At 54.5% G+C, this 21,929-nt stretch carries 24 protein-coding genes; 16 read left to right on the forward strand and 8 right to left on the reverse strand.

Annotation, left to right across the window (positions count from 1 at the left end; all coding sequences use genetic code 11):
• Window positions 1–3 precede the first annotated feature (3 nt).
• Genes ribD through NG653_RS02690 form a run of 4 tightly spaced genes read left to right on the forward strand, consistent with a single transcriptional unit; the run spans window position 4 to window position 3,141 of the window.
• Window positions 4–1,056 carry a bifunctional diaminohydroxyphosphoribosylaminopyrimidine deaminase/5-amino-6-(5-phosphoribosylamino)uracil reductase RibD gene (ribD, locus tag NG653_RS02675; protein WP_252740112.1) on the forward strand — a complete coding sequence of 351 codons (1,053 nt, stop codon included), beginning with the start codon at window positions 4–6 and terminating at the stop codon, window positions 1,054–1,056.
• On the forward strand, window positions 1,049–1,654 hold the full coding sequence (locus tag NG653_RS02680) for an HAD family hydrolase (protein ID WP_252740113.1): 606 nt from the start codon (window positions 1,049–1,051) through the stop codon (window positions 1,652–1,654). The genes ribD and NG653_RS02680 overlap by 8 nt, the downstream gene beginning before the upstream one ends.
• Window positions 1,655–2,518, forward strand: a complete 864-nt coding sequence (locus tag NG653_RS02685) for an EamA family transporter (protein WP_252740114.1) — start codon at window positions 1,655–1,657, stop codon at window positions 2,516–2,518. It begins immediately after the preceding gene.
• The gene (locus NG653_RS02690) at window positions 2,518–3,141 is read left to right on the forward strand and encodes an IMPACT family protein (RefSeq protein WP_252740115.1); all 624 of its coding nucleotides are present in this window, start codon (window positions 2,518–2,520) and stop codon (window positions 3,139–3,141) included. Before NG653_RS02685 ends, NG653_RS02690 begins: the two co-directional genes overlap by 1 nt.
• 7 nt (window positions 3,142–3,148) lie before the next feature.
• Here NG653_RS02690 and NG653_RS02695 read toward each other — a convergent pair whose 3' ends face one another.
• On the reverse strand, window positions 3,149–3,544 hold the full coding sequence (locus NG653_RS02695) for an acyl-CoA thioesterase (protein ID WP_252740116.1): 396 nt from the start codon (window positions 3,542–3,544) through the stop codon (window positions 3,149–3,151).
• A 201-nt stretch (window positions 3,545–3,745) separates the two neighbouring features.
• On the opposite strand from NG653_RS02695, the gene dnaA reads away from it, so the two are divergent.
• From dnaA to NG653_RS02710, 3 genes are read left to right on the forward strand one after another with little or no spacing between them, the layout of a single operon-like run.
• Complete coding sequence (gene dnaA / locus NG653_RS02700; protein WP_252740117.1) at window positions 3,746–5,170, forward strand: chromosomal replication initiator protein DnaA; 1,425 nt, start codon at window positions 3,746–3,748, stop codon at window positions 5,168–5,170.
• 6 nt (window positions 5,171–5,176) lie between these two features.
• On the forward strand, window positions 5,177–5,632 hold the full coding sequence (locus NG653_RS02705) for a low molecular weight protein-tyrosine-phosphatase (protein ID WP_252740118.1): 456 nt from the start codon (window positions 5,177–5,179) through the stop codon (window positions 5,630–5,632).
• Window positions 5,633–5,641: 9 nt separating this feature from the next.
• Window positions 5,642–6,364, forward strand: coding sequence for an SAM-dependent methyltransferase (locus tag NG653_RS02710; RefSeq protein ID WP_252740119.1), 723 nt, complete (start codon window positions 5,642–5,644; stop codon window positions 6,362–6,364).
• A gap of 15 nt (window positions 6,365–6,379) precedes the next feature.
• On the opposite strand, the gene NG653_RS02715 is transcribed toward NG653_RS02710, so the two are convergent.
• The 4 genes from NG653_RS02715 to dapF all read right to left on the reverse strand — a co-directional run bounded on the left by NG653_RS02715 (window position 6,380) and on the right by dapF (window position 9,509).
• Entirely contained in the window at window positions 6,380–7,024 is a 645-nt protein-coding gene (locus tag NG653_RS02715; RefSeq protein ID WP_252740120.1) for a hypothetical protein, read from the reverse strand.
• Between the two features lie 148 nt (window positions 7,025–7,172).
• On the reverse strand, window positions 7,173–8,216 hold the full coding sequence (gene mltG / locus NG653_RS02720) for an endolytic transglycosylase MltG (RefSeq protein ID WP_252740121.1): 1,044 nt from the start codon (window positions 8,214–8,216) through the stop codon (window positions 7,173–7,175).
• A complete protein-coding gene (locus NG653_RS02725) occupies window positions 8,206–8,739 on the reverse strand; it encodes a GNAT family N-acetyltransferase (RefSeq protein ID WP_252740122.1) in 534 nt (177 codons plus the stop codon). Before NG653_RS02725 ends, mltG begins: the two co-directional genes overlap by 11 nt.
• Window positions 8,736–9,509 carry a diaminopimelate epimerase gene (gene dapF / locus NG653_RS02730; protein ID WP_252740123.1) on the reverse strand — a complete coding sequence of 258 codons (774 nt, stop codon included), beginning with the start codon at window positions 9,507–9,509 and terminating at the stop codon, window positions 8,736–8,738. Before dapF ends, NG653_RS02725 begins: the two co-directional genes overlap by 4 nt.
• Window positions 9,510–9,627: 118 nt before the next feature.
• On the opposite strand from dapF, the gene NG653_RS02735 reads away from it, so the two are divergent.
• The 5 genes from NG653_RS02735 (at window position 9,628) to rplS (ending at window position 14,612) form a co-directional block, all read left to right on the forward strand.
• Window positions 9,628–11,007: a trypsin-like peptidase domain-containing protein gene (locus NG653_RS02735; protein ID WP_252740124.1), complete on the forward strand. Its 1,380-nt coding sequence runs from the start codon at window positions 9,628–9,630 to the stop codon at window positions 11,005–11,007.
• Between the two features lie 117 nt (window positions 11,008–11,124).
• Window positions 11,125–12,573 carry a glyceraldehyde-3-phosphate dehydrogenase gene (locus tag NG653_RS02740; protein ID WP_252740125.1) on the forward strand — a complete coding sequence of 483 codons (1,449 nt, stop codon included), beginning with the start codon at window positions 11,125–11,127 and terminating at the stop codon, window positions 12,571–12,573.
• A gap of 138 nt (window positions 12,574–12,711) precedes the next feature.
• Window positions 12,712–13,329, forward strand: a complete 618-nt coding sequence (locus NG653_RS02745; RefSeq protein ID WP_252740126.1) for a tRNA (guanine-N1)-methyltransferase — start codon at window positions 12,712–12,714, stop codon at window positions 13,327–13,329.
• A 129-nt stretch (window positions 13,330–13,458) separates the two neighbouring features.
• The gene (gene trmD / locus NG653_RS02750) at window positions 13,459–14,157 is read left to right on the forward strand and encodes a tRNA (guanosine(37)-N1)-methyltransferase TrmD (protein ID WP_252740127.1); all 699 of its coding nucleotides are present in this window, start codon (window positions 13,459–13,461) and stop codon (window positions 14,155–14,157) included.
• Window positions 14,158–14,261: 104 nt separating this feature from the next.
• Window positions 14,262–14,612 carry a 50S ribosomal protein L19 gene (gene rplS / locus NG653_RS02755; protein ID WP_252740128.1) on the forward strand — a complete coding sequence of 117 codons (351 nt, stop codon included), beginning with the start codon at window positions 14,262–14,264 and terminating at the stop codon, window positions 14,610–14,612.
• A 51-nt stretch (window positions 14,613–14,663) separates the two neighbouring features.
• On the opposite strand, the gene rocD is transcribed toward rplS, so the two are convergent.
• Window positions 14,664–15,941 carry an ornithine--oxo-acid transaminase gene (rocD, locus tag NG653_RS02760; protein ID WP_305882145.1) on the reverse strand — a complete coding sequence of 426 codons (1,278 nt, stop codon included), beginning with the start codon at window positions 15,939–15,941 and terminating at the stop codon, window positions 14,664–14,666.
• 202 nt (window positions 15,942–16,143) lie between these two features.
• On the opposite strand from rocD, the gene rlmD reads away from it, so the two are divergent.
• The 3 genes from rlmD to NG653_RS02775 are packed head-to-tail and all read left to right on the forward strand — an operon-like array spanning window position 16,144 to window position 18,851.
• Window positions 16,144–17,562, forward strand: a complete 1,419-nt coding sequence (gene rlmD / locus NG653_RS02765; RefSeq protein WP_252740129.1) for a 23S rRNA (uracil(1939)-C(5))-methyltransferase RlmD — start codon at window positions 16,144–16,146, stop codon at window positions 17,560–17,562.
• Between the two features lie 10 nt (window positions 17,563–17,572).
• Entirely contained in the window at window positions 17,573–18,100 is a 528-nt protein-coding gene (locus NG653_RS02770; RefSeq protein ID WP_252740130.1) for a DUF6452 family protein, read from the forward strand.
• Window positions 18,081–18,851 (forward strand): DUF6048 family protein, encoded by a 771-nt coding sequence (locus tag NG653_RS02775; RefSeq protein ID WP_252740131.1) that lies wholly within the window; start codon window positions 18,081–18,083, stop codon window positions 18,849–18,851. The genes NG653_RS02770 and NG653_RS02775 overlap by 20 nt, the downstream gene beginning before the upstream one ends.
• A gap of 9 nt (window positions 18,852–18,860) precedes the next feature.
• Here the strand turns inward: NG653_RS02775 and NG653_RS02780 are convergent, their stop codons facing one another.
• Window positions 18,861–20,015 (reverse strand): THUMP domain-containing class I SAM-dependent RNA methyltransferase, encoded by a 1,155-nt coding sequence (locus tag NG653_RS02780; protein ID WP_252740132.1) that lies wholly within the window; start codon window positions 20,013–20,015, stop codon window positions 18,861–18,863.
• 53 nt (window positions 20,016–20,068) lie between these two features.
• Between NG653_RS02780 and NG653_RS02785 the strand changes: the two genes are divergently transcribed.
• Entirely contained in the window at window positions 20,069–20,761 is a 693-nt protein-coding gene (locus NG653_RS02785) for a ZIP family metal transporter (RefSeq protein WP_252740133.1), read from the forward strand.
• An 8-nt stretch (window positions 20,762–20,769) separates the two neighbouring features.
• Here NG653_RS02785 and trhA read toward each other — a convergent pair whose 3' ends face one another.
• Window positions 20,770–21,414, reverse strand: coding sequence for a PAQR family membrane homeostasis protein TrhA (gene trhA / locus NG653_RS02790; protein WP_252740134.1), 645 nt, complete (start codon window positions 21,412–21,414; stop codon window positions 20,770–20,772).
• Window positions 21,415–21,929: the final 515 nt, after the last annotated feature.

Here is a 21,929-nt window from a genome sequence, read left to right on the forward strand (position 1 = left end):
GGGGTGAAGATACACGAAAAATACCTTTCCCGTTGCCTGCAGATCGCCAAAAACGGCCTTGGAAACACGGCGCCGAACCCCATGGTAGGGGCCGTGGTGGTCCATGGGGACCGGGTCATCGGGGAAGGCTTCACCAGCCCTTACGGGGGGCCCCATGCCGAAGTGCGCGCCATCGCCTCTGTGAAAGACCAGTCCCTGCTGAAAGAAGCCACCCTGTATGTAAGCCTGGAGCCTTGTTGCCACTATGGGAAAACCCCGCCCTGTACCGATCTCATCCTGGAAAAAGGCATCCCTAAAGTGGTATTGGGCATTCCCGATCCCCACACCAAGGTAGGCGGGAAGGGCATTGCAAAGCTCCGGGAAGGCGGGTGCGAAGTCCTGACCGGGGTTTTGGAGGCCGCATGCCGGGAACACCTCAAACGCTTTCTCACCTTTCATGAAAAGCGTCGGCCCTACGTGATTTTAAAATGGGCACAAAGCGCCGATGGGTTCTTTGCCCCTGAAAAAGGTCTGCGCGACAGGGAAGCACGCCCTTACTGGATCTCAGGCCCTCGCGCCCGGCAACTCGCCCACCAGTGGCGCAGCGAGGAACAGGCGATTTTGGTAGGCACCCGCACGGCCATTGAAGACAACCCGGCCCTCACCACCCGGGAATGGAAAGGCAGGAACCCCTTGCGGGTGCTGCTCGATCGCACGCTGCGCGTGCCTGCAGGCTACCGGGTTTTCGACGGGCAGGCAGACACGCTGGTTTGTTGTGCCCCAGACCAGGTGAGGGAACCCAATGGGCGGATTACCTACCAGGCCCTGGATTTCGAGGGGGATCCCCTACCGGATCTGATGCACCTCCTTTGGGAAAAGCAGGTTTTGAGCCTGATCGTGGAAGGGGGGGCCGAAACCCTCCGGGGGTTTATCAAGGCGGGGCTTTGGGATGAGGCCCGTGTAATCGAAAGCCCCCGTTCCCTTGGGGGCGGCCTGCCCGCGCCCCGGTCGGGAGGAACCCTGATCGGGGAATTCGCCGCCGGGCAGGACCGCGTCAAAATCTTCAGCCATGATTAAGAACCTTATTTTTGATTTTGGGGGGGTGTTGATCAACCTCGATATGGAATCGGTTCCGAGGGGCCTCAGCACTTTCAACCGGCACGGGGCGGCCGGGGAACTCCTGCCCCTGGCCCGGCAATACGAAAAAGGCATGGTAAGCACCCAGGGCTTCCTAAAAGGGGTGCAGCAGGCACTCCCGGGGATCGGGAGGGACCAGGTACAGCAGATCTGGAACGGCACCGTGGCAGACTTCCCCCCCGAAAGGCAGGAATTCATCAGCAGGTTGAAGGCTGCCGGATCGCATCGGATGTTCCTGCTGAGCAACACCAATGCCCTCCACATGGAAGCTGTGGAAAGCATTATGGGCACCGACCGTTTCGTAGCGTTTCGCAATTGTTTTGAGGGGTTTTACCTCTCCCATGAATTGGGCATGCGCAAACCGGACCGGGAAATATTCGAGTATGTCCTTGACAGGCACGGGCTGCAGGCAGGGGAAACCCTCTTTATCGACGATACCCTGGAACACACCCTGGGCGCTGCCAGCCTGGGCATCCACACCTGGCATTTCCGGGTAGGGGTCGATTCCATCCTGGAACTGGAAAAAAAACTGCTGTAAATGTTGGATTTGTTTCTGAGCATCCTATGCTCGAGCCTCATTTTTGTGGTCTTTAAACTTTTCGACACCTACAGGGTCGCTACCTTCCACGCCATAGTGGCCAATTACCTCACAGCCCTTCTTACCGGGCTCGCCCTTTACGGGGGAAGCCTCGGGCCCTCAGAACTGCCACAGCAACCCTGGCTGGCAGGGGCCGCAATACTGGGGGGTATTTTTATCCTTATTTTCAACCTGATGGCGCGGACCTCGCAAAGGCTGGGTGTTTCCGTCGCCTCCATCGCCACCAAAATGTCCCTGGTGATCCCGGTAATTGCGGGTCTCCTGCTTTATGGGGAACACCTCAGCGCCATGAAGGTCCTGGGGATCCTTATGGCCCTGGTAGCCGTGTATTTTGCCTCCCTGAAAAACGAAAAGTTCCGGTTCAGCCGGCGGGCGCTTTACCTGCCTTTCTTCGTCTTCCTGGGGTCCGGCGTTATCGACACCAGCATCAAATACCTTCAGGCCACACAGGTCCCGGAAGCGGAATACCCCATTTTCTCCGCCACTATTTTTGGCTTTGCCGCCCTTACCGGGCTGGGGGTGCTCCTCTTGAGGAGCCCGGCAGACCTTCTCCGGTGGCGGCCGGCGAACCTGCTGGGGGGCATTGTGCTTGGAGTACCCAACTACTTTTCGATCTATTTCCTGCTCAGGGCCTTGCAGCATGGCGGGTTGAACAGTGCCTCGGTGTTCACCCTAAACAACGTGACCATTGTGATGCTGACTACCCTCCTGGGGATTCTGCTGTTCCGTGAAACCATGAGTCCCAAAAACTGGATGGGCGTCGCGCTGGCAGTCCTGAGTATTGTTGTAATCAGTCTGTTCTGATGTCGGAAGGCGGCCAAACCCATAAAACCCTTGCCGGGCCATCCGGGCCGTTTCCCCTGCGGGAAAAAAAGAGCAAATTCATGGGCTATGCCTTCCCGGCCAAAACCCGGGAGGAGGCCGAGGCATCCCTGACCGCATTGAAAAAAGAACACCACGGGGCTACCCATGTGTGCTATGCGTACCGGATCGGGCCCCTACCCGGAGCGGTGCGGGTCAGCGATGACGGGGAACCCGCCTACAGCGCAGGAGCCCCAATCCTTGGAAAAATCGAGTCTTCAGGCCTTACCGATGTGCTCGTTTGCGTAGTGCGCTATTACGGGGGCACCAAACTCGGGGTTGGGGGGCTGATTCAGGCCTACCGGAATGCGGCTGGCCTGGCCCTTGAGAACGCGGTGGTCCTGGAAGTGGAACCGGTGGAAGTGCTTGGCCTGCTATTCGAATATGAGCGCCTGGACGCTGTAATGCGCTTTATAGCCCAAAACCAGCTGGAGCTTCGTTCCCAGCAGATGGCACTCGACTGCGCCCTTGAGCTGGCGGTGCCCCCGGCTGATCTGGACCGCGTCCTGGAAGGGTTGCGGTCGCTGGGGCCATTGACGATCAAAATACACGGAACCCGGGACTAACGGGCCCTTATTGTAATCGTTCCATAAGGTAGGACGGACACCTTACGGGCCGTTTGGTACGCATATCCACAAAGGCAAGATCGGTCTGGGCCGTGACCAGGAGGGAGCCGTCTTCCCCCCGGATTTCATAGTCAAAAGAGATCCGCACCCCTGGTAATTCCCGTAACCGGGTATGCACCGTAATGACCTCGTCGTAAACGGCAGATTTTTTAAACTGCATTTCTAAGGAAATTACCGGCAGCATGCATCCGTTTTCTTCCATGCTTTTGTAGGAAATTCCGAAGCTGCGTAACCACTCTACCCGGCCCATCTCCAGGAATTGCGGGTAATTGCCATGGTAGACCACTCCCATCTGGTCGGTTTCCCCATAGCGGACCCTGAAAGAAATCTGGTGAGAATGCATAAAAGACGGGTGAAATTTGATATATTTAAATGATGTTGGAACGCTTTAGAACTTGCGAAAAAAAAAGGAGAATTTCAACCCTGTTCTGATTTTTTTTTTAGGTTTTTTGTTCACATATTTGTCTCGCTCTAGCCAGACAGATCTACTGTCTTTTTTTATACCAACTAAGCGTCAACTAACCAATACAAGATTAGCTTACTAATGAATGTTTCTGCGAATTCCGTATGGGAAAATTGTTTGGCTTTTATAAAAGACAACATCCAGCCGCAGGCATTCAAGACTTGGTTTGAGCCCATTAAGCCTGTTCGGCTTTCTGAGAAATCCCTGAGCATCCAGGTCCCCAGTAAATTTTTCTATGAGTGGCTCGAGGAGCATTACATCAAATTGCTCAAGGTAGCCCTCACCCGGGAACTTGGTGAGGGGGCCAAACTGGTCTACGTGATCAAAATGGAGAATACCTACGGGAACCGCGAACCCTTTACGGAAAAAATCCCCAGCGCCAACAGGGGGCAGCTCATGCCCCAGGAGATGGACGTACCCATTAAATCCAAAAACCCGGAACTCAAAAACCCGTTTGTGATCCCCGGGATCCGGAACATCAAGATAGAATCGCAGCTCAACCCGGGGTACAACTTCGAGAACTTCCTGGAAGGCGACTCCAACCGGCTGGCGCGATCCGCAGGCCTTGCCGTTGCCAACAAGCCGGGGGGCACTTCGTTCAACCCCCTGCTTATCTTCGGTGGGGTAGGCCTTGGGAAGACCCACCTGGCGCACGCCATTGGGGTGGAGATCAAAGACAAATACCCGGAAAGGACCGTCCTCTATATTTCTGCCGAGAAGTTTACCCAGCAGTATATCGAATCAGTCAAGAAAAATACCCGGAATGATTTCATCCATTTCTACCAGCTCATCGACGTCCTGATTATTGACGATGTGCAGTTCCTCTCCGGGAAATCGGGGACCCAGGATGTCTTTTTCCACATTTTCAACCACCTGCACCAAAACGGCAAGCAGGTGATCCTGACCTCCGACAAAGCCCCCGTGGACATGCAGGACATCGAGCAGCGCCTGCTCTCTCGCTTTAAGTGGGGGCTTTCGGCGGAATTGCAAAGCCCGGATTACGAGACCCGCATCAGCATCCTCAAAAACAAGCTCTACCGCGACGGGGTGGAAATGCCAGACGAAATCATCGACTACGTGGCCAAACACATCAAGTCGAATATCAGGGAACTGGAAGGAGCGATTATTTCGCTCATCGCCCAGTCGTCCTTCAACAAAAGGGAGGTAACCCTGGAACTGGCCCAGCAGGTGGTAGAAAAATTCGTGAAGAACACCAAGCGGGAGGTCTCCATCGACTACATCCAGAAGGTGGTGTCCGATTACTTTGAAATGGATGTGGCCACCCTCCAGTCCAAAACCCGAAAGAGGCATATCGTACAGGCCAGGCAGCTGGCCATGTTCTTTGCCAAAAAATACACCAAGGCCTCCCTGGCCAGCATCGGTTCCCAAATCGGGAAACGCGACCACGCCACCGTATTGCATGCCTGCAAAACCGTAGACAATCTGGCGGAGACGGACAAGCAGTTCCGAAAATACATCGACGACCTCAACAAGAAATTTTCCTGATCCATAATGCAGGTACGCGTGCTGATGGTTTGCCTGGGTAACATCTGTCGATCTCCCCTGGCAGAAGGCATCCTGGCATCAAAAACCGACCCGGGCCATATCGTAGTGGATTCCGCGGGGACCGCCGGGTACCACATCGGAAACCCACCGGACCCCAGGTCGGTGGCTGTGGCGGCACTACACGGCATAGATATAAGCGCCCAGCGCTGCAGGAGGTTCACAGTATCCGATTTTGACCGGTTTGACTATATTTTTGCCATGGACCTGGAAAATTTACGACACTTGCGCCAGTTAGCGCGCAATCCATCGGACCGGGCCAAGACCGCCCTGCTCCTGGAGGCCTCCGGGATCCGGGAAGGGGAAGTCCCCGATCCGTACTATGGGGGTGAAGAGGGTTTTGAAGCGGTATTCCGGATGATCGATCAGGCCTGTGACCGCCTCCTGCCTGCCCTGTTGCCCTAAAGACAGCTTATGGAAAATGAACATTCCGCATACGGGAAACTTTACCTGATCCCAACCCCCCTGGGGGACACCGAGCCCCTTGAGGTCCTGCCCTTTATCGTTAAGCAGGTGGTGGAAGGCTGCACCCATTTCATCGTGGAGAACGAAAAAAGCGCCAGGAGGTTCATCAAAAAAATAGCGCCGCGAAAACCGCAGCCCTCCCTGAAACTTTACCTCCTGAATAAATACACGGAACCCGCATCCATCCCAGGGTTCCTGGAACCCTGCCTGCAAGGGGAGTCGGTGGGTGTCCTTTCGGAAGCCGGGTGTCCCACTATTGCCGACCCCGGGGCGGATATCGTAAGGCTGGCCCATGGGAAAGGGATCCGGGTGGTCCCCCTTGTGGGTCCGTCCTCTATTATCCTCGCCCTCATGGCCAGTGGGTTGAACGGGCAGAACTTCGCCTTTAACGGCTACCTGCCGATCGAACCGGCGGAGCGTAAAAAAACGCTGAAATCCCTTGAAAAGAAATCGAGGGAGAGCGGGCAAACCCAACTCTTCATGGAAACCCCGTACCGCAACGACAAACTTTTTTCGGAACTCCTGCGAACCCTGCACCGCGACACCTTGCTCTGTGTGGCGGCAGACCTTACCCTTAAAAGCGAAACGATCCGAACGCTAAGGGTATCGGAGTGGCCCGGGGAAATCCCCGACCTGCATAAAAGGCCCGCGATTTTTGCCCTTCAGGCCTGAAGGGAGGCAGGAAATCTAATGTAGTACCCTGGGGTTCTTCTCGGGGGGGATGGAGGAGGTGTCGTATCCCTTGAATTTTTTCAGGTAATGCGTAATGGAAGTCCCAAAGGCATCCGAAACGTCATGGGCCCCGTTGGACCTCAGGAATTTTTTCACATTCCCCGGCCCCGACAGGTGGGCGGCGGCCAAAATTCCGGATTCAGTAATCTCCACCCCATTGATCCGCCTGCCGACAAAGCGGGGGATATCTTTTCGCAAAATCCATTTGTTCCTGGCCAGGTTAGATTCAAATACCCGTTCCTGCAGTTCGGGGTTCGCCAGGAATTTGGTGGCATTATAAACCCCCATCAGCTGGAGGGTCCCTATCCCAAACTGGTACTTGCCCAAATAACCCAGGGTATTGGTGCTGAAATAATCTCCCCTGGATTCCTTAAAGGCCAGGGCCTCGCGGAAGCCGATCACCGAGGTGCCCAGGAAGGGCGGATGTATGATAGAGGATTGCTGAGCTACGGGTAGGGCGGGTTGCAGTACGGCAACGGGATCTAAAACCTTCAGCGATTCAGGTACCCGGACAGCAGTATGCTCCCCGGATTCTGAGTCAAAACTCGCTAAAACAAAGATCATGATAAAAGGACCTAAAAGGCGAATCCTTCTTCTCATATAGTGGCTTTCTTAAGACTTACGGACCATGACGGTCCTGCTTAACGTTCTCGGGGCAAAGATACGGCCTCTTTTGCCTGAAAAGCCCAATTTTTTCTTAAAACGGGCAAAATCCCGGGTGAACTACCCAAAACCGTAGGGTATCTGCTTATCTGCGGATATCCTGGGCGTTGATCCAACGGACGTACTGCTCCCTGTTCCGGTTGTGCTGTGCAAGGGTCTGCGCAAACAGGTGAAAGCCGGGCCTGGAGGTATCTGCCACAAAGTACAGGTATTGGTGCTTTTCCGGGTTTAATACCGCGTCGATAGCCGAAATGTCGGGCATGGCAATAGGTCCCGGGGGGATCCCCGCATATTTATAGGTATTAAAGGGGGAATCGATCTCCAGGTCGCGATACAGCACCCTCCTTATGACGGTATCCCAGTTCCCTGTTGATTTCTTCAGGGCGAAAATTACCGTGGGGTCGGCCTGCAGGAGCATGCCCCCGCGCAGGCGGTTCAGGTACACCCCGGCCACCCTGGGCCGTTCCTCCACCCGCGCGGTTTCCTTGTGGACAATGGACGCCAGCGCGATGACTTCTTCCGGGCTCAGGCCCTGCGACTGCGCCTTTTCCAGGCGTTCCCCCGACCAGAAACGCTGGTATTCCTTCAGCATACGCTCGCGGAATTCAAGCGACGGGGTGTTCCAGTAAAATTCGTAGCTGTTCGGGATATAGGGCAACAGGGCCTGGTCCTGGCTCCATCCGTTGGCCCTCAGGAATTCCGGGTCCGTAATCGCCTGGTACAGGGAGGCGCTATCGGCCTCAAGCTGGCTGGCAATCCTCCCGGCCAGCAGGGACGGGGTCTCCTGGTTATTGAAGGAAACCTTCACCGGGGTGTTCCGGCTCCTGAGGGAGTTGACGATTTCGTTGTTGTTCATCCCCTTTTCAATGGGGTACCGCCCGCCCTTTATGCGGGTGGCATACTGTTTTCTCCGGGCCACGGCTGCAAAGGCGTCAGGGTCTTTGAGCAACGGGCCAACCTGCTCCATTACCTGTGCAAAATCGGCATCCGAAGGCAGGTAGATATAGGCGACTTCATTCGAAAAAGCGGTGTTCGGGCTGAAAAACGTACGGTACACCATGGCCGCAAACAGCCCACCGAGCAGCAGGCCCAGGAATACCACAAACAACAGGATCCGTTTAAGATACATTTTCCCTGAATTTTTGAAAAAAAACTTCATTTTCAAATCCTTCGGGGGTCCGGAGCCAATGCAGGCGGATGCCGGTTTCCCGGAATCCCGCCTTTCGAAACAGCCCGAGGCTTGGGGCATTGGAAACCCCCACGCTGGCATAGACCTGGTGCAACTGAAGCACCCCGAAAGCATAATCGCACAACACCCTTAGGGCCTGGCTCCCAAAGCCGTGGCCCCGGTGGCGGGCGGAGATGAGGATCCCCACTCCTGCCTTGAGGTTCACCGGGTCAAAATCATATAAATCCACCAGGCCCACAAGGTGGCTTTCCCGGCGGGAATTGATGGCCAGCCGCAATTGACGGGCTTCATAAATATCAAGGTGTGCCCTGTCGAGGTAGTCCTTAAGGACTTTCCTGGAATACGGGGCCAGGGTGCCACTGACCCCCCAAATGCCAGGGTCATTCTCCATGGCATAGAGAAATTCCAGGTCTCCCGGCTCCAACGCCCTAAGCAATACGGTGTCGCCCTGCAGGTAGTTCATTTCCATTCGCCTTTAAAGACCAGTTGGGCCGGACCTTTGAGCCAGATATCCGAATAGCCGCCGCCCGTAGCGACAAAACGCACCTCGAGTTCCCCTCCCGGGGTATCTATCCTTGCCGGGGAAGCGGCAAGCTTGCCCAGATAATGCATGGCCAGGGCCACCGCTGTAACCCCCGTGCCGCAGGAATACGTTTCGTCTTCCACCCCCCTCTCGTAGGTGCGCACGCGGAAGCGGTTCCCACCCAGGGCCTGCACAAAATTAATATTGCTCCCCGAAGCGCCGTAAAGGCCATAGCGAAGGCGCCTGCCTTCGCGCTGTACGTCCAGTTCCTCCCAATGTTCCCAAAGCTGCACATGGTGGGGCGACCCGGTGTCGAGCCACAAGTATCTGGGGGTAGCATGGACTTCGGTTACATCGGACATCTGAAGGGAAACGGTTCCGTTTTCGACCCGGGCCAGGTGGGGTCCGTCCACTGCCATAAACCTGCAGGTATCTCCTGTAAGGCCCAGCAGCCCGGCAAAAGCGACAATGCAACGACCACCATTGCCACACATGCTGCCCACGTTGCCATCGGAATTGAAATAGACCATCCGGAAATCTGCCGAGTCATGGCTTTCAAGCAAGATAAGGCCGTCGGCCCCTATCCCGAAACGCCTGTGGCACAGGCGCGCTATGAGGCCGCTGTCTTCCCCTGGGAATAGGCCCTCACGGTTGTCGATGAGGATGAAATCGTTCCCCGTTGCCTGGTATTTGTAAAACGTCATTTGCATCGTTCGGGTTCCCTGCAAAGATACATTTTATCATATGCCCCCAAGCCGTTAAAATGTCGTTAAACGAAAATAGGATGCCTTCAAAAACCGTTACCTTTACCATTCAAAAACCAAGATTATGAAGCGAACCGGAAGCTTGTTTCTCGTCGCTTTGCTGGCGGGAACCCTTACCTTGGGAGCCTATAAACTCCTTTTTGAGAATCCTTCTGCACACGGTATTTCCTCCGGACAGGAACTGCCGGTTTTCCAGACCAGCAACCTGCCGGTCTACCCCGCCGGGGCAGCCATTGAAGGCGTCGATTTTACCCTTGCGGCGGAAAACACCGTCAATGCCGTAGTACACGTCAAAAACATTACCCTGAGCCGGGGACCCAGCCTCCTCGAGTTCTTCTATGGATATGAGGAACGGGCACGCCCGCAGGTGGGTACAGGTTCCGGGGTGATTATTTCCCCGGACGGGTACGTGGTGACCAACAACCACGTGATTGCCCAGGCAAACCAGCTCATGGTAACCCTGAACAACAACAAGACCTATGAGGCCACTGTGGTGGGGACGGACCCAACCACGGATATCGCCTTGCTGAAAATTGAAGAAGAGGGCCTGCCCTACCTCGCCTTTGGCGATTCCGACCAGGTGAAAGTGGGGGAATGGGTCCTGGCCGTGGGGAACCCCTTCAACCTCACCTCCACGGTTACGGCCGGGATTGTCAGTGCCAAGGCCCGGAACCTGGGCAGGAACCAGTCCTTCCTCCAAACCGATGCTGCGGTAAACCCCGGTAACAGCGGCGGGGCTTTGGTCAATATCCGCGGCGACCTGGTCGGTATCAACACCGCCATCACTTCCCAGACCGGTTCCTATATCGGGTATTCTTTCGCCGTCCCGAGCAATATCGCCCGGAAGGTGGTGCAGGACCTGCTGGAATACGGAAGTGTCATCAAAGGCGTGCTTGGGGTACAAACCCTGCGGCCCGACCTGGTTAAGGAAAGGGGCATTGACGCCGTAGAAGGCGTTTATGTGGAAAGCGTGGAGGAAGACTCCGGCGCGGAGCAGGCCGGGCTCAGACAAGGGGACATCATCAAACAGGTCGACGGGGTCAAAATCAGGACCTTTACGGACCTTACCGGGTATATTGCCTCCAAGAGCCCTGGGGACAGGGTTGAAGTCCGCCTGGAGCGGGGTGGGGAATCTGTTTCCGTACCCGTGGAGGTCCGGGAACGACAAACCCTGCAGCTACCCCTGTTGGGCTTTACTGTGAAGAATCTCTCTGAAGCCGACCGCAAAAAATTCAAGACCGATCAGGGGGTGAAAATCCTGGCGGTCCCGCCGAGTTCCGAGAAATACGGGTTGGTGGGCAAGGTCATTTTGGCGGTGGACGGACAGGCGATAAGGGATGTAAAGGACGCCGGCAAATACTTTGGGGAAATTTCGCGCTACGGGCAAACCAGCATTACCCTGATGGACGAGAAGGGTGAAAAGGAACGGCTCATCTTCCAGTAATCCCATCCTGAAAAAAACCTGACCCCACCCCTGAACCGGTGGGGTTTTTTGTACACTAATTCGCATGGCGAGAACGTTTGAAACATATACTTTTGCAGTATTCTTAAAACCCGTTCCATGAGCAACAATACCTACGAGAAAGAACTGGCCTTTCAGGCCGACCGCAGGAAAGCCACCACCGAATTCATCAAGATCATCAGCGACCTGTGGTACGATAAATCCATCGAGGTCGTGTTGTTCAAGAACCAGATCATAGATCGGAATGTCAGCGATATCATCAACCTGCACGAATACGCCGGACAGTTTGTACAGAAGCCCATTTCCATTTTTGACTCCGTGGAACTGCTGCGCGCCATCAACGATATCCCCCTGCCCCCCTCCAAGCTTGATATCGGAAAGCTGACCTTTGAGTACCATTCCGACCATCATAATGTGTACCACAATGTAAAGGCCTTTATACTGGATAAACTAAGGGATGCACAATCCTATCCGGGTATTGAACCCAAGGATGTGGTGCTCTATGGGTTTGGCCGTATCGGGAGGCTGCTGGCCAGGGAGTTGATGGCCAAGACAGGGAAGGGAAACCAGCTTCGACTGAGGGCTGTGGTTACCCGGGGAAAGCTCACCCCTGAGATCCTTGAAAAACGGGCTGCCCTTTTGCGGACCGATTCCGTCCACGGCCAGTTCAGCGGTACGGTCGAGGCAGACCCCGATAAAATGGCCCTGGTGATCAACGGGACCACCGTACACATGATTGCGGCCAATACGCCTGAAGAAATAGACTACACTGCCTTTGGCATAAAAGACGCCCTGGTCATAGACAATACCGGAGCTTTCAGGGACAAAACCGCCCTTGGGAGGCACCTGAAGTCCAAAGGGGCGTCAAAGGTATTGCTCACGGCTCCGGGTAAAGACGTACCGAACATTGTCCACGGGGTCAACCACAGGGAATTCGATCCGGGAAAGGTAAACCTCTACTCCGCCGCCTCCTGCACTACCAATGCCATAACCCCCGTGCTGAAGGTGGTGGAAGACAGCCTGGGCATTGAAAGAGGGCATATTGAAACCATCCATGCCTACACCAATGACCAAAACCTGGTCGATAACATCCATTCCAAATACCGCAGGGGGCGGGCGGCGGCCCTGAATATGGTCATCACGGAAACCGGGGCGGGGGAAGCCGTAGCCAAGGCGCTTCCCGCCCTTGAGGGGAAACTGACCTCCAATGCCATCCGGGTGCCCGTGCCCAACGGGTCCCTGGCCATCCTGAACCTGGAACTCCAGAACAAGACCACCCTGGAGGGAATTAACACCATCCTGAAAAAATACGCCCTGGAGGGCGACCTGGTGGAACAAATCAAATATTCCCTGAGCAACGAACTGGTTTCGTCGGACATCATAGGGACTTCGGCCCCTGCCATTTACGACAGCCGGGCCACCATCATTTCCCCTGACGGGAAAAACATCGTACTCTATATCTGGTACGACAACGAATACGGATATGCCCATCAGGTCATCCGCCTGGCCAAGTATATTGCCCGGGTACGCCGGTTTACATACTACTAAAAGTTGAACCCCTGCGGTGAACCACATGGCGGTTTCGGCCGTATATAGGTAAGAACCGGTGGGGTACCTTTAATATTCCCCGGCTTTGGAGTACTTTTGGAGTTCCTTGAATCTTTATTGACTTAATGACAGACTAACATGACGCCACTAAAAAGAGTCATCCTCGCCTGTGCCCTGATCGGGGCCGCCCTCACCCGCGGGCAGGAAACACCCGATGAGCCCTCTCTCGATGGGGGACCCATTGAAAGCCAGTTCGAATACCTGTATACCAAGTCGGGGAATTACAATGCCGAGGGCGTGAGCTACGAGGTGGTGCGCCGGATCTATCTGGATAAAATAAAGGGAAACATCCTGGATAGCCTAAGCGCCTATGGGACCCGGGTAGGCGAACTCAAGGCCACCATCGACAGGCAATTGGGTACCATAGAAGACCTCAATGGCAAACTGGAAAATACCACAAAACAGCTGGAGGAAGTCACCGGGGAAAAAGACAGTATGTCCTTCTTCGGCGCCCAGGTATCTAAGACGACTTATAACCTGGTCCTTTGGACTATTATTTTGGTCCTGGGGCTGTTCCTGTTGCTGTTCGTCTATAAATTCAACAGGAGCAATGTCCTGACACAGGAAGCCAAGATAAAACTGGGCGACCTGGAAGCCGAGTATGAGGAGCACCGCAGAAAGGCCCTGGAACGGGAGCAGCGGATCAGCAGGCAGTTACAGGACGAGATCAACAAATACAAAAAAGGGAAGCCCTGAGGGCGCGTTCCCAGGTGAGAGGGATAACCCGGATGATTTCCGGAGCCCCAATCCCCGGGGTCTTGTTCCTGCCTTTGGCCGGGTTTTCCATCGTTCACGGCCCCGGGGCCTGAAGCCAGTCGAGTTCCCATGCGTATAGACATCGTTACCGTATTGCCCGAACTCCTTAGGAGTCCTTTCGAAGCCTCGATCCTTAAGCGCGCTATTGAAAAAGGCCTGGTCGAGGTACACCTGCATAACCTCAGGGACTATGCTTCCAACCGGTACAAACAGGTGGACGATTATGCTTTTGGCGGAGGGGCCGGAATGGTCCTGATGCCAGGCCCCCTGGACCGCTGTTTGCAGGCCCTTACCAGCGAGCGGGAATACGACGAGGTAATCTACATGACCCCGGATGGCCATCCATTGAAACAAGCCATGGCCAACGGGTTATCCCTGAAACGAAACCTGCTCATCCTCTGTGGGCACTACAAAGGAATCGACCAGCGGATCCGCGACCTCTGGGTCACCCGTGAGATTTCCATCGGGGATTATGTCCTGTCAGGCGGCGAACTGGCTGCAGCAGTACTCTGCGATGCCGTCATAAGGCTGCTCCCCGGGGTATTGAACGACGAAACCTCGGCCCTCACAGACACCTTCCAGGACAACCTCCTGGCGCCACCGGTATATACGCGCCCAAGGGAATTCAAAGGCTTAAAGGTTCCTGAAGTACTCCTTGGCGGGGATTTTAATAAAATCGAGGACTGGAGGGAAGAACAGGCCTACCGAAGGACCATGGAAAGGCGGCCCGATTTGCTGAACCTCCCGGATGGGTCAAAAATGGAATGATTTTCCTTGCCAATTGCGATTATTGCATTATTTTTGCACACGATTTTGGATCAACCTCTGACGAAACTCGTGAACGTTGGTTCGAGGAAACTTAAAGCCATGCCATGGAATCCTTAGTCAGTTTTATTGAAAACGAATTTGTTGCCAAAAAGGATTTTCCGGAGTTCTCTGCCGGAGATACCATCACCGTGTATTACGAAATCAAGGAAGGGGAAAAAACCCGGACCCAGTTCTTTCGCGGGGTTGTCATCCAGCGTCGGGGTTCCGGAGCCACCGAAACGTTTACCATCCGCAAAATGAGTGGTACCGTTGGGGTCGAGCGGATTTTCCCGATCAACATGCCCGCCCTCCAGAAGGTTGAGATCAACAAGCGCGGAAAGGTGCGTCGCGCCCGGATTTTCTATTTCCGAGGCCTGACCGGGAAGAAAGCCCGGATCAAGGAAGTACGTTCCTAAGCGTAACTAAAAAAAACAAACCCCGAAGGAGCTCCTTCGGGGTTTTTTGTTTTAATCAACTCTGAATTCCAGGAGGGTTTTCCTGATGATGCCCACGCAATCCAGGATTTGTTCCTCCGTCATTACCAACGGGGGTGCAAATCGGATGATGTTCCCATGGGTTGGCTTGGCCAAAAGGCCATTTTCCTTCAGGGCCATGCAAATGTCCCAGGCGGTGGAGCTGTCTTCCGTATCATTGATCACAATGGCATTAAGCAGCCCCTTGCCCCTGACCAGGGTTACCAGGTCGGTTTCCCCGATTACTTCTTCCATCTTTTCCCTGAAGATTTTACCCAGGCGCTCCGCCCTATCTGCCAGGCGCTCCTCGCGCACCACCTCCAGGGCCGCCATGGCTACTGCACAGGCAATTGGATTTCCCCCGAATGTGGACCCGTGGTTCCCCGGGCGGATGACTTCCATGATTTCATTGTTGGCCAGCACGGCAGAAACCGGGAATACCCCTCCCGAAAGGGCTTTCCCCAGGATCAGGATATCGGGCTTTACTTCCGGGGTCCCCGAACAGTTCCTATCGGGGCAGCTGCAGTTCCCGCAGCTGGCCAGCAGCCTGCCGGTGCGGGCAATGCCTGTCTGGACTTCATCGGCAATAAACAGCACATTGTGCTCCTTACAGATACGGTAAGCTTCCTTCAGGTAATTCTCGTCGGGTACATATACCCCGGCTTCGCCCTGTATGGGTTCCACCAAAAAAGCGGCCACATCCTCAGACATGACTTCCTCAAGGGCGCTGAGGTCATTATACCGTACCGCGATGATCCCAGGGGTAAATGGCCCGAAATTCTCAGTTGCGATCGGGTCGTTCGAAGCGGAAATAATGGTAATGGTACGCCCGTGAAAATTATTCTGACACACCACGATCCTGGCTTTGTTAGCGGGAATGCCTTTTTTTTCGTACCCCCATTTCCGGGCCAGTTTGATGGCGGTCTCCACGGCTTCTGCCCCGGTGTTCATGGGCAGGACCTTATCGAAGCCAAAATATTCGGTGATGTATTTTTCGTACTGCCCCAACTGGTCGTTGTAAAAGGCCCTGGAAGTTAGGGTAAGGGTTTCGGCCTGGGCCTTCAGGGCCCCAATGATGTGCGGGTGGCAGTGTCCCTGGTTGACTGCGGAATAGGCTGACAGGAAGTCGTAATACCTTCGGCCCTCCACATCCCAGACAAAGACCCCTTCTCCCCTGCTCAGGACCACGGGCAATGGATGGTAATTTTGCGCGCCATACTTCGCCTCAAGGGCCATCGCCTCCTTCGTGCTGAGTTGTTCCATTACTGACATGAAATCGTAGATTTAAGATTAACCGTTTACCATTCCTGCTTTGGGAGAGAAATCATCCGCGAAGTGGGATAAAAGTACAAATTATTCCCTCCGGAGTACAAGAAAATGCCCTCAAATCGGCATCCTGCAGGGAGCTGGGCGGCCCGATCCTCCAATGGTGAATTCCTCCACCCGATTGGGGAAAAGGAAGTACTTTTGCGCTATGGCACGACGAAAAGAAAATCCGGTTTTTCATGGCCTTGAAGTCATAGATGCCGGGGCAAAGGGCAAGGCTGTGGCCAAAGCCCCCGATGGCCGGGTGGTCTTCCTTAAGAATGCCGTCCCGGGCGACCGGGTTTCGGTACAGGTGACCAAAAAACGAAAAGGATATTACGAGGGGTTTGTGACGGAATTGCTGGAACCTTCCACATTGCGCATTGAACCCCGTTGCCTCCATTTCGGCACCTGTGGCGGTTGCAAATGGCAGAATATGGGGTACCCGGCCCAACTCAAATTCAAAGAAAAGGAAGTCGTAAATAACCTGCAGCGCATCGGAAAGCTGGAACTGCCTGAAATTTCACCCATCCTGGGATCGGCCGAACAATTTGGCTACCGCAACAAAATGGAATTCTCCTTTTCAAACAACCGGTGGCTCGAACCGGCGGAATTGGAAGGCGGGAAAGCCATTGAAAACCGCAATGCCCTGGGGCTCCATATCCCGGGAATGTGGGATAAGGTCCTGGACCTCAAGGAATGTCACCTGATGGCGCCCCCATCTGAAGCGATACGATTGGCCGTGAAGGAATTTGCTGAAAAACACGGCCTTTCCTTCTTTGACCCGCGCCGGCAGGAGGGCATGCTCAGGAACCTGATGCTCCGCAATACCCTGGGCGGGGAACTTATGGTCCTGCTGCAGTTTTTTGACGACCAACCCGCTGAAAGGGAGGTCCTGCTCGACTATCTCAAAGGGAAATTCCCTGAAATAACGTCCCTTTATTACGTGATCAACCAAAAGAAGAACGATACCCTCTATGACCAGGAATTGGTCTGCTACTCCGGCAAACCCTATATTACCGAATACATAGAAGACCTTCAATTCCGGATCACCCCAAAATCGTTTTATCAGACCAATAGTGCCCAGGCCCTGGAGCTGTACCGCAAGGTCAGGGAATTTGCAGCCTTGCAGGGGCATGAACTGGTATATGACCTGTATACGGGACTGGGCACCATTGCACAGTTTATCGCCCGGCAGGCCGGGAAGGTAGTGGGGATCGAAGCGGTGCCGGAAGCCATTGAAGCGGCAAAAAACAATGCCCGGGATAATGGGATTGAAAATGTCTCGTTTTTTGCCGGCGACATGAAAGCTTTGTTTACCGATGATTTCCTTTCCGCCCATGGAACCCCTGATGTGATCATTACCGACCCCCCCAGGGATGGGATGCATCGGGAAGTGGTGGCGCAGATCCTGGCCATTGCTCCGGAAAGGATCGTCTATGTGAGCTGCAACAGCGCGACCCAGGCCCGCGACCTGGAACTGATGAAAGGCCTGTACCGGGTAACCCGCGTACAACCGGTAGACATGTTTCCTCAGACCCACCACGTGGAAAATATTGTACTTTTACAACGGAAGAATAATCCGTAATTTGCCCTTCATGCTACGACTCCCCTTCCGATTTTTCAGGGCTTTCCTGGTCACAGGGCTTTGTTTCCTGTTTTTGCTGGGCGCTTTCTGGTCCTGTGAAAAGGACGACATCTGCGTGGATGGGGATACCGCCCTGCTCGTCCTGCGGTTCTTTGACAATGCATCACCCGAAACTTCAAAGGCCGTAACCAGGCTTCGCGTGATCGGCCTCGGCCAGGATGCTCCTGTAAACACCTTTGCAGACCGCTCCAACCGCGATTCCATTGCCCTACCCCTGCGACCCGGGGAACCGGAGACTACCTTTATCCTTATTTTCAACTCCCAGGACGGGGAAGGGGGCGAAACGGGGAATGCCGACACGGTCCGTTTCAACTACCAGACCCGCGAGGTCTTCATCTCCCGGGCGTGTGGCTTCGTTGCCCAATATGATGAGCTGGGGGCCGAAGTGCAAACCGGGGACGGAAACTGGATCCAAAGCGTTGAGGTGGTCAACCCTACCGTACAAACCCTGCAACCCCATGTATTCGTATTCCATTAAATTGCTGGTGCTCTGCTGCACTATCCTGGCCTTCCAGGGGTATGGGCAGCAGGCGGCTCGCGACAGCCTGAAAAAATCGGAGAAATACGGGCTCCGGGTAGGCGTGGACCTGAGCCGACCACTGATTTCGGCCCTTAACGACCAGTACCAGGGCATCGAAATCACGGGGGATTTCCGGATCGGGCAACGGCTGTTCCTCGCGGCTGAACTGGGGAATGAATCTCGGACGGTGGAGGAACTTCTGGACAATGAACCCAAGGTGAATGTCCTCACCCTGTATGACTTCACCAGCTCAGGGAGTTATGCCAAGGTTGGGGTCGACTACAATACCTACGAGAACTGGTATGGGATGAACAACAGTCTTTTTGTGGGGGCCCGCTATGCGTTTTCCACCTTTACCAAAACACTCAATAACTACTCCCTCTACGACAGCAACCGTTATTGGACCCCCGAGGGGTTTGTTCCCGGTTCTGAGGCCCTGGGGGAATATTCCGGGCTGAACGCCTCCTGGCTGGAACTGGTCCTGGGGGCTAAAGCCGAATTGTTTGCCAATTTTTACCTGGGTGCCAGTGTACGGCTTGGAGTATTGATCACCAACAAGGAGTCGGAGGTAATGTCTAACCTTTGGATCCCCGGGTTTAACCGTAAGACGGACGGGAGTCGTTTCGGGTTAGGCTTTAACTACACGCTGAGCTACTTCCTGCCCCTATACAGGAAAGCGCGGGAGAAAACGGCCCCACCCCCTAAATAGGCCCTTTGCCTACTGGAATTTTCCCTTTTTGCTTCCCGCGTATATTTCATAGAGGAGCAGTCTGGACTCAATGCTGCCATTGAAGAGTTTTATTTTCCTCGATGGCCGCAACCCGACCCACTTCATGGCCTCGAGGTTCCCGGTAAACAGCCAGGCCCGGGTGTCAGGGTACCCCTGTTTAAGGGTATCCCCGAACTGGGCGTAAAATTGTTCCGTTTCTACAGGTAGCCGTTCCCCATAGGGAGGGTTGCATACCAGGAAGAGGGGGGCTTCCCTGTCCCTGGAAGTTTTGAAGAAATCTTCCTGCATGATGCTGATAAAATCGGATAAGTTCGCCCCGCTTACATTCTCCTGCGCTTTAAGCACCGCTGAGGGAGCTTTGTCGTATCCAACAAGGGTATGCGGGAAATCCCTGGTGCGTCCCAGGGAGGCCTCGTAAATGGTTTTAAAGAGGTTTGGGTCATAGTCCTTCCACCCCTGGAATCCAAAGTGTTTCCGGTGGAGATTCGCCGGGATGTTGCAGGCAATCATAGCGCCCTCAACCAGCAGGGTACCGCTGCCACACATGGGGTCAAGGAAATCCGATTGTCCGTTCCAGCCGGCCAGCAACAGGATTCCTGCGGCCAGAACCTCGTTTATGGGGGCCTTGTTTGTGGCGGTCCGATACCCCCGACGGTGAAGCGATTCCCCGGAACTATCCAGGGAAAGGTGTCCTGTGTTTCCCTGAAGATGCAGGTGGATACGCACATCCGGGTTTGAGAGGGAAACATTTGGACGGGTGCCGGTTTGCTTACGGATCTGGTCGACAATGGCGTCTTTTGTCTTCTGGGACACAAAAAGGGAGTGCGTAAAATAGTCGCTAAGCAATACCGTATCCACGGCAAAGGACATTCCCGGATCGAGATACCGCGACCAGTCAACCTCCTGGATCCTGGTATATAAATCCTCCGGGCGCTTTATCTGAAAGGTATGTATGGGTTTCAGGATGCGCAAGGCGGTACGCAGGCAAAGATTCGCCTTGTACATAAACCCCTGGTCCCCTTCGAAGAAGACAGAGCGGACCCCCTCATTAACCTTACCCGCCCCAAGGGAACGAAGTTCCGAAGCCAGCACGGATTCGAGGCCATACATGGTCTTGGCAAGCATTTTGAAGTTTTCCGCCATGGCAATCTCATTTGAAACCCCAAAAATACATTAAATTAGCCCACCGCTATCCGATGATGCCATTAACCCCGTTTTCCCCTGAACTGATCCTGCCGGCTCTGGCCGTGCTCCTGAGCTTTCTAATGCTGCTCTTGCTGCCAGGGCTTCGATTGAAAGACCACAGGTTACTGCTCTCTTTTAGCGGGGCTTTCCTGCTTTCCGTTACCCTTTTTGAACTTTTCCCTGAGGTCTATACGACCGCGGATACGAAGCTGACCGGGGTATTCATCGCCCTGGGCATCCTGGTGCAAATCATTCTGGAGTTTTTCTCGAAAGGTGCCGAACACGGCCATGTGCATGGGGAGCGCCGGCAGGAGTACTTCCCCTGGCCGCTATTCATCAGCCTTGGCCTGCACGCCTTTCTGGAAGGGATCCCCCTGTCGGAAAACCAACCTGTAGTCTGGGGAATAGTTGTCCACAAAATTCCCGTTGCCCTTATCCTGGGCGGCTTTTTGCTGCGGTCAGGCCTGTCGGGGAAGGCCGCATGGGGCTTTATCCTGGCTTTCGCCCTGATGACCCCATTGGGCACATGGGTGGGAAGCTTCGAGGTCATTTCAGGAATTTATAATTACCTCCTGGCCCTGGTGATCGGTATGATCCTTCATGTATCTACCATCATCCTTTTTGAAAGTTCCCGGGAACATGCGGTAAACCTCAAGAAACTAGGGGCTATCGCACTGGGGATGATCCTGGCTTACCTCCTTTAAGGATATGGCTAAGGAAGGATATCCAGGTAAATAAACCACCAATGGCAGATGGCACCGCCCAACACGAAAAAATGCCAGATCATATGGTTGAAGGGTATTTTTCGGATCGCGTAGAATAATATCCCTACGGTATAAAAGGCCCCGCCCGCCATGAGGAGGTACTTGCCCTCCGGATTCAGGTGAGCCAGGAGGTCCCGCAGGTCGATTACCACCAACCAACCCATTAGCAGATACAGGAGCAGGGAAAAAATTTCGAAACGGCCCGTGAAAAATAATTTCAGGATTGTGCCGAACAAAGCCATTCCCCATACGGCACCGAACAGCCACCACCCGCTTCCGTCCCTAAGGGTTATCAGGGCAACGGGCGTATACGTGCCGGCAATAAGCAGGTAGATGCTAATATGATCCAGGACCCGGAGTCTGCGCTTGATCCGTGGGTGGGCCACCGCGTGATAAATGGTGGATGCAGCAAACAGGATGATTACAGAGGCGCTGTAAATCCATACGGAAAGCCGCGTCAGAGCATCGGTTCCCTCAACTTTCTGAATCATGAAAATTCCTCCCAGGATCCCCAATAGGATCCCCAACAGATGGGTCCCGGTATTCCAGTGTTCCTCCTCCCTATAACTGATTTTCCACTTCTTGAGGGCCATGTTGGTCGTATTTATCCCCTTTTGTGGGCAAAGGTACAACTGAGGAATAAAGATTATCAGGATCCCTGGCACTTTTTGATTTTCATGCGGGTCTCCTGCACCGGCTGCCTTTCCCCCCAATGTCAGCATGAAGCGGGATTGTGTTCCAATCCTCCCGATGACCGTCAGCTTTGAACAGTACAGTTAGCTGGCCCGTTAGAATCCTGGTTGCCAGGAAGTTTCAGGATATGCGGATATATTGCCATTGTGGGGAAGGGGGCGTATGTCCCCGGGGGTTCCGGTTTCCTGAAAAAGCTTCTCCTGCTGGGCCCTTGCCGCATCACCGCATTACTTTGCCTTCCGGGGCGGGGCTGGAAGCCCCCTTTGGGAGATGGGCTGCCAGGATAATGCAGGGCTTGAAGGTATCTTGTAAGCCGGGGAGGGGCGGGTAGCCCCCCGGTTTGTTCCCTGATCGGGCGTTTCAGTACCAGCGCCTATTTTGCCGTTGGGGGGCGGGGGCGCTGCCCCTACCTGGC

Origin of the sequence: Robiginitalea marina (assembly GCF_024006985.1) — a bacterium.
GTDB classification, from domain to species: domain Bacteria; phylum Bacteroidota; class Bacteroidia; order Flavobacteriales; family Flavobacteriaceae; genus Robiginitalea; species Robiginitalea marina.